Annotated in this window: 12 protein-coding genes and 1 riboswitch; of the genes, 7 read left to right on the forward strand and 5 right to left on the reverse strand. The window is 72.5% G+C overall.

Features of this window, described 5'->3' with window-relative positions; all coding sequences use genetic code 11:
* Nucleotides 1–108 precede the first annotated feature (108 nt).
* Nucleotides 109–2,004: a serine/threonine protein kinase gene (locus NP777_RS13195; RefSeq protein WP_256650318.1), complete on the reverse strand. Its 1,896-nt coding sequence runs from the start codon at nt 2,002–2,004 to the stop codon at nt 109–111.
* 89 nt (nt 2,005–2,093) lie between these two features.
* Here NP777_RS13195 and NP777_RS13200 point away from each other — a divergent pair, with 89 nt between their 5' ends.
* The 4 genes from NP777_RS13200 (at nt 2,094) to NP777_RS13215 (ending at nt 6,276) form a co-directional block, all read left to right on the forward strand.
* A complete protein-coding gene (locus tag NP777_RS13200; RefSeq protein ID WP_391858494.1) occupies nt 2,094–3,440 on the forward strand; it encodes a PspC domain-containing protein in 1,347 nt (448 codons plus the stop codon).
* A 107-nt stretch (nt 3,441–3,547) separates the two neighbouring features.
* On the forward strand, nt 3,548–3,856 hold the full coding sequence (locus NP777_RS13205) for a hypothetical protein (RefSeq protein ID WP_256650320.1): 309 nt from the start codon (nt 3,548–3,550) through the stop codon (nt 3,854–3,856).
* A 339-nt stretch (nt 3,857–4,195) separates the two neighbouring features.
* A complete protein-coding gene (locus tag NP777_RS13210) occupies nt 4,196–5,473 on the forward strand; it encodes an ATP-binding protein (protein ID WP_256650321.1) in 1,278 nt (425 codons plus the stop codon).
* Complete coding sequence (locus NP777_RS13215; RefSeq protein ID WP_305889709.1) at nt 5,470–6,276, forward strand: LuxR C-terminal-related transcriptional regulator; 807 nt, start codon at nt 5,470–5,472, stop codon at nt 6,274–6,276. Before NP777_RS13210 ends, NP777_RS13215 begins: the two co-directional genes overlap by 4 nt.
* A gap of 83 nt (nt 6,277–6,359) precedes the next feature.
* On the opposite strand, the gene NP777_RS13220 is transcribed toward NP777_RS13215, so the two are convergent.
* Nucleotides 6,360–7,211 (reverse strand): helix-turn-helix transcriptional regulator, encoded by an 852-nt coding sequence (locus NP777_RS13220; RefSeq protein ID WP_256650322.1) that lies wholly within the window; start codon nt 7,209–7,211, stop codon nt 6,360–6,362.
* A gap of 87 nt (nt 7,212–7,298) precedes the next feature.
* Between NP777_RS13220 and NP777_RS13225 the strand changes: the two genes are divergently transcribed.
* Complete coding sequence (locus NP777_RS13225; RefSeq protein WP_256650323.1) at nt 7,299–8,108, forward strand: SDR family NAD(P)-dependent oxidoreductase; 810 nt, start codon at nt 7,299–7,301, stop codon at nt 8,106–8,108.
* 60 nt (nt 8,109–8,168) lie between these two features.
* Here NP777_RS13225 and NP777_RS13230 read toward each other — a convergent pair whose 3' ends face one another.
* Entirely contained in the window at nt 8,169–9,131 is a 963-nt protein-coding gene (locus NP777_RS13230; protein WP_256650324.1) for an SDR family NAD(P)-dependent oxidoreductase, read from the reverse strand.
* A gap of 516 nt (nt 9,132–9,647) precedes the next feature.
* On the reverse strand, nt 9,648–10,670 hold the full coding sequence (locus NP777_RS13235; RefSeq protein WP_256650325.1) for a C40 family peptidase: 1,023 nt from the start codon (nt 10,668–10,670) through the stop codon (nt 9,648–9,650).
* Nucleotides 10,671–11,018: 348 nt separating this feature from the next.
* Here NP777_RS13235 and NP777_RS13240 point away from each other — a divergent pair, with 348 nt between their 5' ends.
* Together NP777_RS13240 and NP777_RS13245 are read left to right on the forward strand one after the other, a co-directional pair.
* Complete coding sequence (locus tag NP777_RS13240; RefSeq protein WP_256650326.1) at nt 11,019–11,372, forward strand: hypothetical protein; 354 nt, start codon at nt 11,019–11,021, stop codon at nt 11,370–11,372.
* A gap of 111 nt (nt 11,373–11,483) precedes the next feature.
* Complete coding sequence (locus NP777_RS13245) at nt 11,484–12,251, forward strand: L,D-transpeptidase (protein ID WP_256650327.1); 768 nt, start codon at nt 11,484–11,486, stop codon at nt 12,249–12,251.
* A 128-nt stretch (nt 12,252–12,379) separates the two neighbouring features.
* Here NP777_RS13245 and NP777_RS13250 read toward each other — a convergent pair whose 3' ends face one another.
* Entirely contained in the window at nt 12,380–13,543 is a 1,164-nt protein-coding gene (locus NP777_RS13250) for a C40 family peptidase (RefSeq protein ID WP_256650328.1), read from the reverse strand.
* A gap of 8 nt (nt 13,544–13,551) precedes the next feature.
* Nucleotides 13,552–13,736: riboswitch (cyclic di-AMP (ydaO/yuaA leader) on the reverse strand.
* Nucleotides 13,737–13,882: the final 146 nt, after the last annotated feature.

Below are 13,882 nucleotides of genomic sequence, written 5' to 3' on the forward strand. Positions count from 1 at the left end.
TCGCGGCTTCTCGCGGGAGGCGTGTCTCTTCGCACCCGGGGCGCGCCTCTTCGCGTGGGGCGCGCCTCTTCGAACAGGTTGTGGCCCCGGGCTCCGAACCCCGGCCCGTCACTTGATGATGCGGAAGCCGTCCCGGACCTCGTCGAAGATCGGCCGGTAGGTGCTCCAGTCCGCGTCCGGGGCGCTCAGGTAGATCGCGTATTCCTTGTCGCCCTCATTGCCGAAGCCGAGGTCGATCGCGCGGAACATCCGGACCTCGCCGCGGAATTTGAACTCCCAGATCGCGGCGGGCATGCCCTGGTACTTCGTCTCCTGCAGCCGCAACCGCTCGTAGATCGGGTACTCCTTCTTGTCCTTGAACGCGACCTCGAGGTCCTCGAAGTGCTGGACCTGGTTGCCGGAGGCGAAGTCGAGGACGTTGATCCTGAAACCGGCCAGCCCGTTGGGGTCGAGGTAGCGGACCTCCTGGGTGCGGTCGACCGTGTTGCCGTCGGGGTCGCTCTGCTCCTGGCGGGTCCAGCCGTCGGGGATGGGGAGGGAGAAGCCGAACTTCTTCTCCTTGACGATGTGGTAGCCGGACGGCGGGGTGTACGGCTTGGTCACCGGGGCCGACGGGTTGCCCGAGGCGGAGGACCCGCCGCCCTTCCCCCCGCCGTTGTCGTGGTCGAGGCCGTACACATAGATGCCGCCCGCCACGGCCACGACCGCCAGGGAGGTCGCCGCGGCGGTCCACACCGCCTTACGGCTCTTGCGCGCCGGAGCGGGCGGGGGCGGGGGCACCACCGGCGTCTGGGCGGTCATGGACGGCGTCGACGCGGTGAACGGCGTGGCCGTGGGCGGGGTGTGCGGCGAGCCGGGCTGGTTCCCGGTGCCCGGGGGGTGTGAGGGAAGCCGTGGGTCCGATGCGTGCGGTGTGCTCGGGGTGTGCGAAGCGTTCAGCGGGTTGTGCGGAGTGCTCGTCGCGTTGTGCGGAGTGCTCGGTGTGTGGGTCGTGTGTCGATACGGGGGCGGTGTCGTGGGCGCGTTCGGCGCGGCGTGCGCGTCCGTGCCCGTGGCCCGGTCCGTGCCCGTGGCCCGGTCCGTGCCCGTACCGGGCTCCCGCCGCGTCGAGAGGTTCATGGTCGCGTCGAGCGGCGGATTCGTGGTGGTCGTATCGAGCGGCGGGGTCTGCAGCGATGTCGTCTCCGGCTCCGAGGCCGGGAGCCGCAGCGCCCGTTCGGTCTCCTCGGCCGTGGGCCGCAGTTCCGGCTCCTTGGCCAGCAGGCTCTCGATCAACGGGGTCAGCGCGCCCGCCCGGTTGGGCGGGTCCAGCGGATCGACGGCGATCGCGTAACCCGTCTCGATCGCCGTGGCCTTGCGGAACGGCGGCCGCCCCTCGACCGCCTGATAGAGCGTCGCCCCCAGCGCCCAGAGGTCCGACGCGGGGCCGGGTTTGCGGCCCCTGACCCGCTCGGGCGCGATGTAGTCGATGGAGCCGACGACCTCGCCGGTCTTGGTCAGCGTGGAGGTGCCGGTGGCCATGGCGATGCCGAAGTCCGTGAGCACGACCCGGCCTTCGGGGCCGAGCAGCACATTGCCGGGCTTGACGTCCCGGTGCAGCACCCCGGCCGCGTGCGCGGCGCGCAGGGCGGCGATCATGCCGCGGCCGATGCGGGCGGCCTCGTCGGGCGAGACGCGCCCCCCGTCCTTCAGCAGGTCGGCGAGGGTCGTGGAGGGCACGTACTCCATGACGATGCACGGCAGTCCGTGGTGGTCCACCACGTCATGGACCACGACCACGTTGGGGTGGGTGATGCGGGCCGCGCTGCGCGCCTCGCGGCGGGTGCGTTCGTGCAGGGTCGTCAGCTCGTCCTCGGCGAGGTGCGGAGAGACGTAGAGCTGCTTGACCGCGACCTGGCGGCCCAGCAGTTCGTCCTCCGCGCGCCACACGGTGCCCATGCCACCACGGCCGATCTTCTCGGCCAGGCGGTAACGTCCGGCTATCAGGTGGCCTACGTCCGACACCGCTTTCCCCTCCCCGCACACGTTCGATGCGACACGATAGCCGCCGTGACCCCCGGGGAGATCTCAGGGAAGACCTAGGGGCATGCCGGATGTCGCGGGTACGGCCCTGTTGTCACCATGGACGCATGACCGAACCACCCACCGTGGCGGACGAGGCAGAGGCCGCGTCCGGTTCCCGCCTGTCACAGACGCCTCTGCGGCGCAGTCGTGACCATAAGGTGATCTCGGGGGTCTGCGGAGGGCTCGGCCGCTACTGCGATCTGGACCCGGTGATCTTCCGGGTGGTGCTGTCGGTGCTGTCCGTCGCGGGCGGTCTCGGTCTGATCGTGTACGGGTTCTGCTGGCTGCTGATCCCGTTCCACGGGGAGGACGAGAACGAGGGGCGCAGGCTGCTCTCGGGCCGGGTCGAGGGCCCTGGGCTGACGGCGGTGCTGGTGGCGCTGGTGGGCTGTGGGCTCTTCCTGTCGATGCTCAACAACGGTGGCGTCATGTACTTCTCGTTCATGCTCGCCCTCGCGGCGGCCGGTGCGGGCTATTGGTCGCACCACCGGCGGCAGGCGGAGAGCGTGGGCGCGGTGGACGCGGCCACGGCCCAGGCCGTCGCCGACGCGCCGCCCGAGACCAAGGCCCCGCCCACGCGCGGCGGCCCCAGCCCGTCCTGGTGGCGCGATCCGATCGTCAAGGACGGTACGACCGGGCCGCTCGGCGCCGGGGCCGGGTCGCGGACCGGCTATCTGTGGGGGCCGGACGACGGCCCGTACGACAAGCGGGAGGCGAAGGCGGAGCGGGCCCGCCGGGTGCCTGACCGGGCGTCGATAGGCGGCTGGGCCTTCCTGGTGGCGGTCGCCGCCGCCGTGGTGGGAGCGCGGGCGCGGTGGTCCTCGCAGCCGCTGGGCACCAGCCTCGAGATCGGGTTCGCCTGCGCGCTGGGCGTCTTCGGGCTCGCCCTCGTCATCAGCTCCCGCTGGGGGCGGGCCGGTGGCGGCACGGTGTTCCTGGCGCTGCTGACGAGCGCGCTGCTGGCGGGCGCGGCCGCGCTCCCCGACGCCGTCACCCCCGACTGGGCCCGGCGCACCTGGGCCCCGACCTCGGTGGCGTCGCTGCGCGACGGCTATGAGCTGGGCGGCGGCGTCGCCGAGTTGAAGCTGGACCGGCTGCCCCTGGAAGCGGGCGACGCCGTCTCCAGCCGGGTGGAGATGGGCGCGGGCAAGCTGGCCGTGACGGTCCCGCGCGACGCCCGGGTGAGGCTGGACATCCAGGTCGGTATCGGTGACATCTGGCTGCCGGGCGAGAAGCGGGACAAGCACAACGTCGACATCGGCCCGGACCGGGAGCGCAAGCTCACCCTGGAGCCGACGGGCGGCGGCAAGGCCGAGGGCACGGTCTCGCTGAAACTGGAGATGGGGCTGGGTGCGGTGGAGGTGAGGCGGTCATGAGACGCCGTTCGTTCGGTCATCGGCTCGGCGATCGGCTCGGCGATCGGTTCGGCGATCGGCTCGGGCATGGGGCCGGGCATGGGGTCGGTCATCGGATCGGGCATCGGGTGGGTGATCGGTTCGGGCATCGGTTCGGGGATCGGGACGGTCATCGGTCCGACCGCTCGCGCCGACACTCGCTGGGGCACGCGGCCCCCGACCGGTCCCGCCATCCGTTCGAGCCGGGCAAGCTGGTGGCCGGGCTGGTGATCCTGGGCGTGGCCGCCGCGTACGGGATGGACGCGGCGGGGGAGTGGGACGTCCGCCCGGAGATCGCCCTCCCGGCCCTCCTGTGCGGCCTCTGCGTCGCGGCCCTGACCTCGGCCCTCACGTACGCGTTCCGCCGCCGGTCGAGCAGGGCCGCACCGGACGACTGACGGGGCCCCGGCCCCTGGCCCTGGGTGCGACGGCGGTCGACCCGCCCCGGCCCTGGGGGTGACGGCGGTCGGCCCGCCCCGGCCCCCGGCTCTGGCCCCGGCCCCAGGGCTCGGCGACCCCCGGTTCCCGGGCCTCAGCCCCGGTTCCCGGCCCCTGGCCTCGGCTCCCGGCCCCGGCCCCAGCCCCGGGGGTCCCGGCCTCGGGACCCCGGCCCCGGCCCCGGTTCCCGGTCCTGGCCCCCGGCCCCTGGCCCCGGCCGCCGGCCCCAGCCCCGGGTCGGGGAACGATCAGGGGCGACCCTGATGACCGTTGTCGGGCGGGCGTGTGACGATCGAGCCATGACCGCCGCAGTGCCCCCCACGGCTCCCGAGCCACCCCCGCGCAAGCTGTACCGCAGTGCCGAAGGCCGCCTCCTCGGCGGGGTGGCGCGCGGGCTCGCGGGCCATCTCGGGCTGCCGGTCTCCTGGGTGCGGATCGTCTTCATCGCGCTGTTCATGGCGGAGGGGTTCGGCGCGCTCGTCTACGCGCTCTTCTGGTTCATCGTCCCGCTCGGCGTCGGCGGCGTGGAGACGACCGCCGCCCGCCCGCTCACCACCGTGGGCCCCGACGGCCGCCGCCGGATCCTGGCGCGCAGGCCGGAGCGGGGCCAGATCATCGCCCTGGTCGCCCTCTTCGTCGGCATGGGGATCTTCGTCCAGGGCTTCCACCTGGGCCGCGCCAGCACCTACATCTGGCCGCTCCTCCTCATCGGCGCGGGCGTCGCCCTCTTCTGGCGCCAGGCGGACAACGCCCGCCGCGCCCAGTGGGTCGAGCTCAGCCGCAGCAAGCGGGTCCTGCCGCTGGCCCGTGGCGCCACGGGGGTGGTCCTGGTGGCCGCCGGGGTGTCCGGGATCGTCGTCCTCCAGGGCTCGGCCAAGCACCTGGGCGCCGTGCTGCAGGCGGCCCTGGCCGTCCTCGTCGGCATCGCGCTGCTGGTGGGCCCGTATGTGGTGCGGATGACACAGGACCTCTCGGAGGAGCGGCTGATGCGCATCCGCGCGCAGGAGCGGGCGGAGGTGGCGGCCCACGTCCATGACTCCGTGCTGCACACCCTCACCCTGATCCAGCGCAACGCGGAGGACCCCCGCGAGGTGGCCCGGCTCGCCCGCGCCCAGGAGCGGGAGCTGCGCGCGTGGCTCTACCGGCCGGAGGGCACGGGCAAGGACGAGGCCGAGGAGCCGGACACCCTGGCGGAGGCGGTGAAGAAGACGGCGGCGGAGGTCGAGGACCACCACGGCGTCCCGATCGAGGTGGTGGTGGTCGGCGACTGCCCGCTGGACGAGAGACTGGGCGCACAGATACAGGCGGCACGCGAGGCGATGGTCAACGCGGCCAAGTACGGTGGCGACGGCGGGGCCGTCCAGGTCTTCGCCGAGGTCGAGGGGGCCACGGTGTTCATCTCCGTGCGCGACCGCGGCCCCGGCTTCGACGTGGACGCGGTGCCGGAGGACCGGATGGGCGTACGCGAGTCGATCATCGGCCGGATGCAGCGGAACGGCGGCACGGCGCGGCTGAGATCCGCGCCGGACGGGGGCACGGAAGTGGAGCTGGAGATGGAGAGGGCGGCGACGACATGACCGACGCGACGGGCGGTACGAACGCGACGAGCGGCCCCGGGGCGCGGGGTGTGCCGGGTGTGCCGGGCGTGCCGGGCGTGCCGGGCGCCGCGCCCGGTCCGGCGGGGGCCGGGGGCTCCGGGGCGGACGATGCCGCGGCGGCGCGGCGGGTCCGCGTGGTGCTCGTGGACGACCACCGCATGTTCCGCACCGGAGTGCAGGCCGAGATCGGGGAGACGGCCCGGACCGGTGTCGAGGTGGTCGGCGAGGCGGCCGACGTCGACCAGGCCGTGACCGTGATCACCGCGACCCGCCCCGAGGTCGTGCTGCTCGACGTCCACCTCCCCGGCGGGGGCGGCGTCGAGGTGCTGCGCCGCAGCGCCTCGCTGATGGCCGACCAGGACCGTCCGGTGCGCTTCCTCGCGCTGTCCGTCTCGGACGCCGCCGAGGACGTCATCGGCGTCATCCGCGGCGGCGCCCGCGGCTATGTGACCAAGACCATCACCGGCACCGACCTCGTGGACGCGATCTTCCGGGTCTCCGAGGGCGACGCGGTCTTCTCCCCGCGCCTCGCCGGTTTCGTGCTCGACGCCTTCGCCTCCACCGACGCCCCGCCCGTGGACGAGGACCTGGACCGGCTCACCCAGCGCGAGCGCGAGGTGCTGCGCCTGATCGCGCGCGGTTACGCGTACAAGGAGATCGCCAAGCAGCTGTTCATCTCGGTGAAGACGGTCGAGAGCCATGTCTCGGCGGTGCTTCGCAAGCTCCAGCTCTCCAACCGGCATGAGCTGACCCGCTGGGCGACGGCCCGCCGCCTGGTCTGAGCCCGGGAAGCAAACGGGAACGGGATGGGACGGGAACGGAACGGAATGGGATGGGAACGGAATGGGACGGGCGGCGCGGCTGCTCAGCCCGGCACCCCCATCCGCTGCGTGCCGACGACCGACAGCAGCCGTAGCGCCTCCTCGGCCGGTGAGCCGGGGTCGGCGGTGTAGATGATCACCCGCTGATCCCGGTCGGCGATGTCCAGCACATCGCAGTTGACGGTGATGGGCCCGACGAGCGGATGGTGCAGCGTCTTGCACAGGGTGGGCCGGGCGGACACATCGTGGGAGTCCCACAGCCGGGCGAACTCCTCGCTGCCCGAGCGCAGCTCGGCCACCAGCTCGGCCACCTCGGGGTCGTCGGGGTAGCGGGCGGCCGCGGCACGCAGCCCCTGGGCGGAGGACCGGGCGAACTCGTCCACGTCCGACACCCCGTACAGCCGCCGCCCGTCCCGGTGCGGTCCGAGGAAGGCGCGGCGGACGAAGTTGCGGTCGCGGCGCGAGAGGGCGGAGAAGTCCTCCATGAGGGCGGTGGCCAGATCGTTCCAGGCGATCACCTCGGACGTCGCGGAGAGCACGATCGCCGCCGCGTTCGGCAGCCGCCGCAGCAGGTTCGCGATGCTCGGCCGCACCTCGCGGGAGGGCCCGGCCGGCGGGCCCGGAGGGGCGCCCGCGAGATGGTGCAGATGATCGCGCTCGGTGTCGCCCAGCCGCAGGGCGCGGGCCAGCCCGGTCAGCACCTCCCGGGACGGGCGCGGGGCGCGGGCCTGCTCCAGCCGCGTGTAGTACTCGGTCGAGATGAACGCCAGCTGCGCCACCTCCTCGCGGCGCAGCCCCGGGGTGCGGCGCCGCGTCCCGGCTGGCAGCCCCACATCGGCGGGCGTGATCCGCTCGCGTCGGCTGCGCAGGAAGGCCGCCAGTTCTCGTCTGTCCACGCCTTCAGTGTGCGCGGACGGCCGGGGGCTCAGCCAGGTACAGCCGGTGCCTGGCTGGGCCCCGGCACCGGCGGCAGCCTCGGAGCCATGAACGACACACCGAACACCACCCTCGAAGCCTCACCCCCTGCCGCGGCCGCCGGTCTCCTGACGGGCAAGGTCGCCTTCATCACCGGCGCCGGGCGCGGCATCGGCGCCGCCGCGGCCCGCCTCTTCGCCTGGGAGGGCGCCCGGGTACTGCTGGCGGCCCGTACGGAGGCCCAGCTCAAAACGGTCACCGAGGAGATCCGGGCGGCCGGCGGCACCGCGGATCACGTGGTGTGCGACCTGGCCGACGCGACGAGCGTCCGCGCCGCCGTCGACCGGGCAGTGGAGTTGTACGGCCGCCTCGACGTGGCCTTCAACAACGGCGCCACGATCCAGCGGCCGGGCCCGATGGACCAGTTGCCGCAGGCCGACTTCGACCACGTCTACGCCGTCAACCTGCGCGGCCCCTGGCTGGCCATGAACGCCGAGGTCGCCGCCATCCGCGCCACCGCCGGGACGGGCGCCATCGTCAACAACTCCAGCGTCGGCAGCCTCATGGGCAACCCCGAACTCCCCGCCTACGGCGCCATGAAGCGCGCGGTCAACAGCCTCACCGAGTCCGCGGCCGTCACGTACGGCCCGGAGGGTATCCGCGTCAACGCCATCGCGCCCGGTGGCACCCTCACCGAGATGATCCGTCAATGGGACGAGGCATCCCCCGGCGTCGTCGAGCGGATCACCACCCACACCCCGCTGCGCCGCGCCGCCGCCCCCGACGAGATCGCCGAAGCCGCGGCCTGGCTCCTCAGCGACCGCGCCTCCTATGTGACCGGGGTGGTTCTCCGGGTGGACGGCGGCGTCCGGGCCTGAGACCGCGGGTCGCGGACGGCCCGCTTCGGCGACGAACCCCCCGATCCGATCGCCCGGCCCTCACACCGGGCCGAACCGCGGCTCGACCCCCGTCAGGTCGCGGCTTGCCGACCACAGGTGGGCCGCGACTTCCGCGTCGGCCAGGTGACCTCGGACGGGGCGGCGGTGGGGGGTGCCGCGGAGGGCGAAGTGGCGGGGGGTCCACAGTTCGCCGCCGGTGATGGACGGGTCGAGGACCGCTCGTACGGCGGGCCAGGCGGCCGCGTCCTTGCCCTGGACGAGGATTCCGGCGGGCAGGCCGCGCAGCCGTTCGCCGGGGGTGCGGACGTGCAGGGGCGGCCGGGACGGGGTGAGGGAGTCGAGCGCGCCGCCGGGGTGGGTGACCACACTCCGCACTGTGCTGCCGGCCGCCTTCAGCCGTCGGTCGAGTTCGAAACCGAAGAGCATCTGGGCCAGTTTCGAACGCCCATAGGTGCGCTCGGGCTCGTAGTCCCGGGTGCTCTCGAGGTCGTCCAGGTCCAGCCGCTCGGACATGGCCGCGAAGCTGCCCGTGGTGATGACACGGCCCTCGGGGGCGGCCGCGAGCAGGGGTGCCAGCCAGTGGGTGAGCGCGAAGTGCCCGAGGTGGTTGATGCCGAACATCGCCTCATGGCCGTCCCCGGTCTCGCGGCGCGGTGGCTGGTCGAACTTCACCCCCGCGTTGTGGACGACCGCGTCCAGACGGTCCAACCCCAGCGCTTCCGAGGAGGCTTCGAGCGACGGGAGATCGGCGAGGTCCAGCCGGATATGCCGTACCCGGGCGCCGGGAACCAGCGAGCGGATCGAGGCCACGGCGGCGTCCGCCCGGCCCGGGTCCCGGCTGCCGAGGACGACGGTGGCTCCCGTACCGGCGAGCTGTTCGGCGACGAAGTACCCGATCCCCGCGTTGCCTCCGGTCACCAGAAAGGTTTTTCCGTCGGCCCGGGGAAGGCTGTGGACGTTCCACCGCTCGGTCGAGGATTCGGTCGGTGCCGCGGAAGGCATACGGGGCTCCTTGCGTTCGTAGGGGCGGGGCGGGGCCCCAATGGGGCTGACGCTGAACGCGTATCAGCCTTACGGTCGCCACCGACGCCCCGCCGACAGCACGCCGCCATCCCCCCGCCCCCACCGACAGCGCGCCGTCATCCCCTCGCCCCCGCCGACAGGGCGCCGTCATCCCCTCACCCCCACCGACAGCGCGCCGTCATCCCCCCGCACTCCGCCGACAGATCGCCGCTCAGCCGAGCCCGTGACCCACCGGCCCCGCCACCTCCAGCGTGTACTTGACCATGGCGAGCGCCGCGCCCAGGGGGCTGGAGCGGCCGCCGCTCACCGTGATGCCGCCCGTGTCGGGGCAGCCGTAGACGGCGGCCCGTGTGCTCCAGGGTCTCGGCGAGCGGCGGCATCGGGCCCCAGCCGGTGCGCGGCTGCGGCGGCAGCCCCTCGGCCGCGCGGATGCGCACGGCGGCGAGTCGCGGCGGCAGCGCGCCGCCGATCAGCCGCCGTGTGGGCTCGGGACCGCTACGCCGGGCGGGCCGCCCCCGCGAAGGGCATGTCCCCGACGGAGGCCAACCGGACCGGGGCCCCGGGGTGCGGCGCGTGGATCATGCGGCCGCCGCCGATGTAGAGGCCGACATGGCTGATGCCGGAGTAGAAGAAGACCAGGTCGCCGGGGGCCAGTTGGTCGCGGGTGACGCGCTGTCCGGCGTTGATCTGGGTGTACGTGGTGCGGGGGAGGGCGACCCCGGCGGCGCGCCAGGCGGCCTGGGTGAGCCCCGAGCAGTCATAGCCGCGGGGGCCGGTGGCGCCCCATACGTACGGCTTGCCGAGGGCCGCGTACGCGTAAGAGACGGCGCGGGCGGCGCGGCCCGTGGCGGGGGCGAGGGAGCCCGCGGCCTTGTCGCCGTCCCGCGCCGCCAGCAGGCGCTGCCGCTGCTCGAGGGTCAGCCGGTCGAGGAGGCGATCGGCGGCGGCGAGCTTCTCCTGGACGGTCCGCTTGTGGTGGGCGGCGGCCGCCCGGGAGGCGCGCAGAGCGGCGAGGCGGTCGGCCGCCTCGCCGCGGACCTGGCGTAATTTCCGCTCCTGACGGCCGATCGTGGCGATCAGGGCGGCCTGGCGGCTGCCCGCGCGCTCGGCGAGCGAGGCGCGCTGCAGATACTGGTCGGGGGAGGAGGACAGGGCGAGCTGGAGGGCCGGGGCGATCGTCCCCGAGCGGTACTGGGCGGTGGCGAAGGCCCCGAGCGCGTTGCGCGCGGTGTTGAGCCGGGTGGTGCGGCGGGCGGCCTGGTCGCGCAGCGCCTCCAGCCGCTCGCGGGCCTTGTCGGCCTTCTCCCGTGCGCCGTTGTACCGCTCGGTGGCTTCCTCGGCCTCCCGCTGGTACTCGTCGACCTTCGTCCTCACCTGGGCGGGGGTGAGGCGGTTCTCGGCGTGCCCGGTGCCGCCGAGGAGGGTGGCGGACGTGGCGCCGGTGAGGGCGAGGAGCGCGGCCGCGCGGGCGGTGCCGCTGGTGAGCGAGCGCTGCTTGGGCTTCCTGTGCGACGCCACTGCGGCGGTTCACCTGGTCTTTCTTGGGCAATCCAGTTTGGGCAATCCAGGACATTCCGCAGATCCTGGACCCTTGTGGGGAGCGGACGGGCAGATGGCAGTCCGCCATGAGGCGGGGACCCTCGGTTGACGGGAAGCGGACTGCCACCTGGAGGAGGAAGTTAGGCCGAAAAGCGGGGGTCGTGCGGGGGATTGAACGGGAGTGCACGGATTTCGTCGGTCCCGTGACGGCTGCTGATCGCCCGGCGAGTGGGGCGGTCGGGAGTGTGGCGTGGCCGTGACCGAAGCGGCGATAGGGGCCCACCCGAGTGCCGGGTGATGATATGCGCGCGGCTAGTCTCCGGAACCATGGACGTACTCATTCACGTGTTCGTCGGCCTCCACATCGTGGGCATCGGCGCGCTGCTCGGTGGCTTCTTCTCGCAGCTCAAAGCCGCGCGTGCGGGCGAGGCCCGGATGACCCCGGCGATGCTGCACGGCGCGCTGACGATGCTGGTGACCGGCGTGGCGCTGGTCGGGCTCAATCAGGCGGACGACAACAGCGTCAACACCGTCAAAATCGGTGTAAAGCTGGCGCTATTGGTCGTGATCCTCGGCCTGGTCTATGTGAAGCGCGACGAGGAGAAGGTAGAGTCGGCCGCCTTCGGCGCGGTGGGTGCCTTGACAACGGCAAACATCTTCATCGCCGTGCTGTGGACCTGACGAACGAATGTTCTGAGGGTAATCCCAAGACAACGCGACACGATCCCGAGGCAACCGTTTGCACTCGCGAGCTGTCTTAGTAAAGAGCGAGACAGTCGAGAGGAGTGGCCAATGGGGGTAGTGGGGGCAGTCAGAAGTCATAGGCGGCGCGTGGGTGTCGCCCTGGGGCTGGCGGGGATGGCGGTGCCGCTCGCGGTGGCCGTCGCCGGTCCGGCGCAGGCGCAGGCGCGGCCGCTGGGCCGGTCGACCGGCACGGTGACACCGGTGAGCATGGCCGCGTCGTCGTGCACGGCCACCGCCGGGCCGTACCAGACGCAGGCCGAGCGGTTCCTGGGCCGTCCCGTGGACGGGCGGCAGTCGCGGGCGGACTGTCTGGCGATCCAGAAGTTCCAGATCGACCACGGCATCAGCCCGACGATCGGCTACGCGGGCCCGATCACCTCGGGCGTGATGAACCTCATCGGCGCCCAGAAGGCCGCCGGGCACAACCCGAACGCGGCGAGGAAGTGCCCGACCAACAAGGGCCGTATCGCCTGCGTGGACCTCACCCGCCAGCTGAGCTGGGTCCAGGACGGCTCCCGGCTGGTCTACGGACCGGTGCCGGTGCGGTCCGGGCGGAACGGCTTCGAGACCCGCACCGGGCTGAAGCGGATCTACTGGCGGAACATCAACCACTGGTCGACGCTCTACAAGGTCGCCATGCCCTACAGCCAGTTCTTCGACGGCGGCCAGGCGTTTCACTCGATCGCCGGCAGCGTATGGTCCCCGCCCGGCTCCCATGGCTGCGTCAACATGCGTAAGGGCGACGCCAAGAAGTACTGGAGCCTGCTGAAGAACGGTGACGACGTGTACGTCTACGGGCGCAAGCCCGGCACATGAGCCACTGACGGCGCCGTTGGGCCACCGACGGCGCCGCCGAGGCGCTGACAGCGTCGCCGAGCTGATGACGATGACGATGCCGCTGCCCGGGTCCGCCCCGGACAGCGGCATCGTCGGGATCAGAGGCCCTATGAGGGCCGCACGCTCCCGTAGATCGGCATCTCCGTGATCGGCGCCTTCTTCACCACATCGCCCGGCTTCGGCGCGTGGATCATCATCCCGTCGCCGATGTAGAGGCCGACATGGCTGATGTCGTCGTAGAAGAAGACGAGATCGCCGGGCTGGAGTTGGGGCGCCGAGACGCGCGTACCGGCCTTCACCTGGTCCCAGGTGGTGCGCGGCAGCGAGATCCCGGCGGACTTCCAGGCCGCCTGCGTCAGCCCCGAGCAGTCGAAGGAGCTGGGCCCGGTCGCGCCCCAGACGTATGGCTTGCCGAGCTGCGCCTTGGCGAAGGCGATGGCCTGGGCCGCCTTGGAGCTGTTGGCCGGGGCCGAGGGCGTGGAGGGCGCCGTCGAACCTGAGCCACCCGCGTTCTGCTGCTCCTGCTTCTTGCGCGCGGCCGCCTCCTGCCGCTGTTTCTCGGCCAGCTCGGCGGCCTTACGGCGGTCTTCTTCCGCCTTCTTCTTCTCGATCGCCGCCAGCCGCGCCTTCTCCTTGGCGGTCAGCTTCGCCAGCAGCCGCCGGGCCTCGGTCAGCTTGTCCTGGACGGTCTTCTTCTGGACCTTCAGCTGCTTCTGGGACGCGGTCAGCGAGGCGAGGCTCTCGCTGGCCTTACCGCGCTCCTTGGCGGCCTTCACCCGCTGCTGCTGGAAGTCGTCGACGGCCTGCTTCTGCCGGCCGGTCATCCGGTCCATCAGATGCGACTGGTCGAAGACGTCCTGCGGGTTGTTCGAGAACAGCAGGGTCGCGGCGGAACGGGCCATTCCGCCGTCGCGGTACTGGGCGGCGGCGTAGGTGCCGAGCATGCGCCGCGCCTCGTTGAGCTTCTCGGTGCGCTGGGCGACGGAGTCCAGCAGCTTGTCGACCTTGGCCCGCTGCTGGTCGGTGCGCTCCTTGGCGGCGTTGAAGCGCTGGGTGGCGGTCTCCGCCTGGTGGTAGAGGGTGTCGACCTTCTCCTTCACCTTCTCGATCGACTGTGTGGCCGGCTTGGGCTCGGCGGGCGCGGCGTTGGCCGACTGGGAGAGGAGGGTGACGGACGCGAGGGCGGCCGTGGTGAACCCGACGGCCGTACGGCGGCTGTGACCGGTGAGCGGGGCGGGTATTCGGCTCCGCGGCTTGCGGTGCGACGCCAAGGGTGGCGACTCCTTCCGTGGACCGCCTACCGGGTTAGCTGTCGGGTTCGGGCGGTTCGGAAGGTTGCCCTACGGCCGTGTCCGGGGGCACTGTCCGTGCCACACCGTTTCGGGCCGATTCACCCCGGTCTTGCGTTGTTGGGTCCCCGGCTCCGGGCGCCTCACGGCGTACCGGACTCGGCGGAGGCAGCCCGTGCCGACGTGGTTCGCCGACGGATCTTCCGGGCCGCCTGACGCAGGACGGTAGCCAACACGTGGGGCTCCTGTGAAGACTGGTGACCGTTTTGCCCGAAACCGTTTCGTGATGTTCGGACGTCGGCTGTCAGTGGGGCGGCATAG

Source organism: Streptomyces rugosispiralis (assembly GCF_024505145.1).
GTDB lineage: Bacteria > Actinomycetota > Actinomycetes > Streptomycetales > Streptomycetaceae > Streptomyces > Streptomyces rugosispiralis.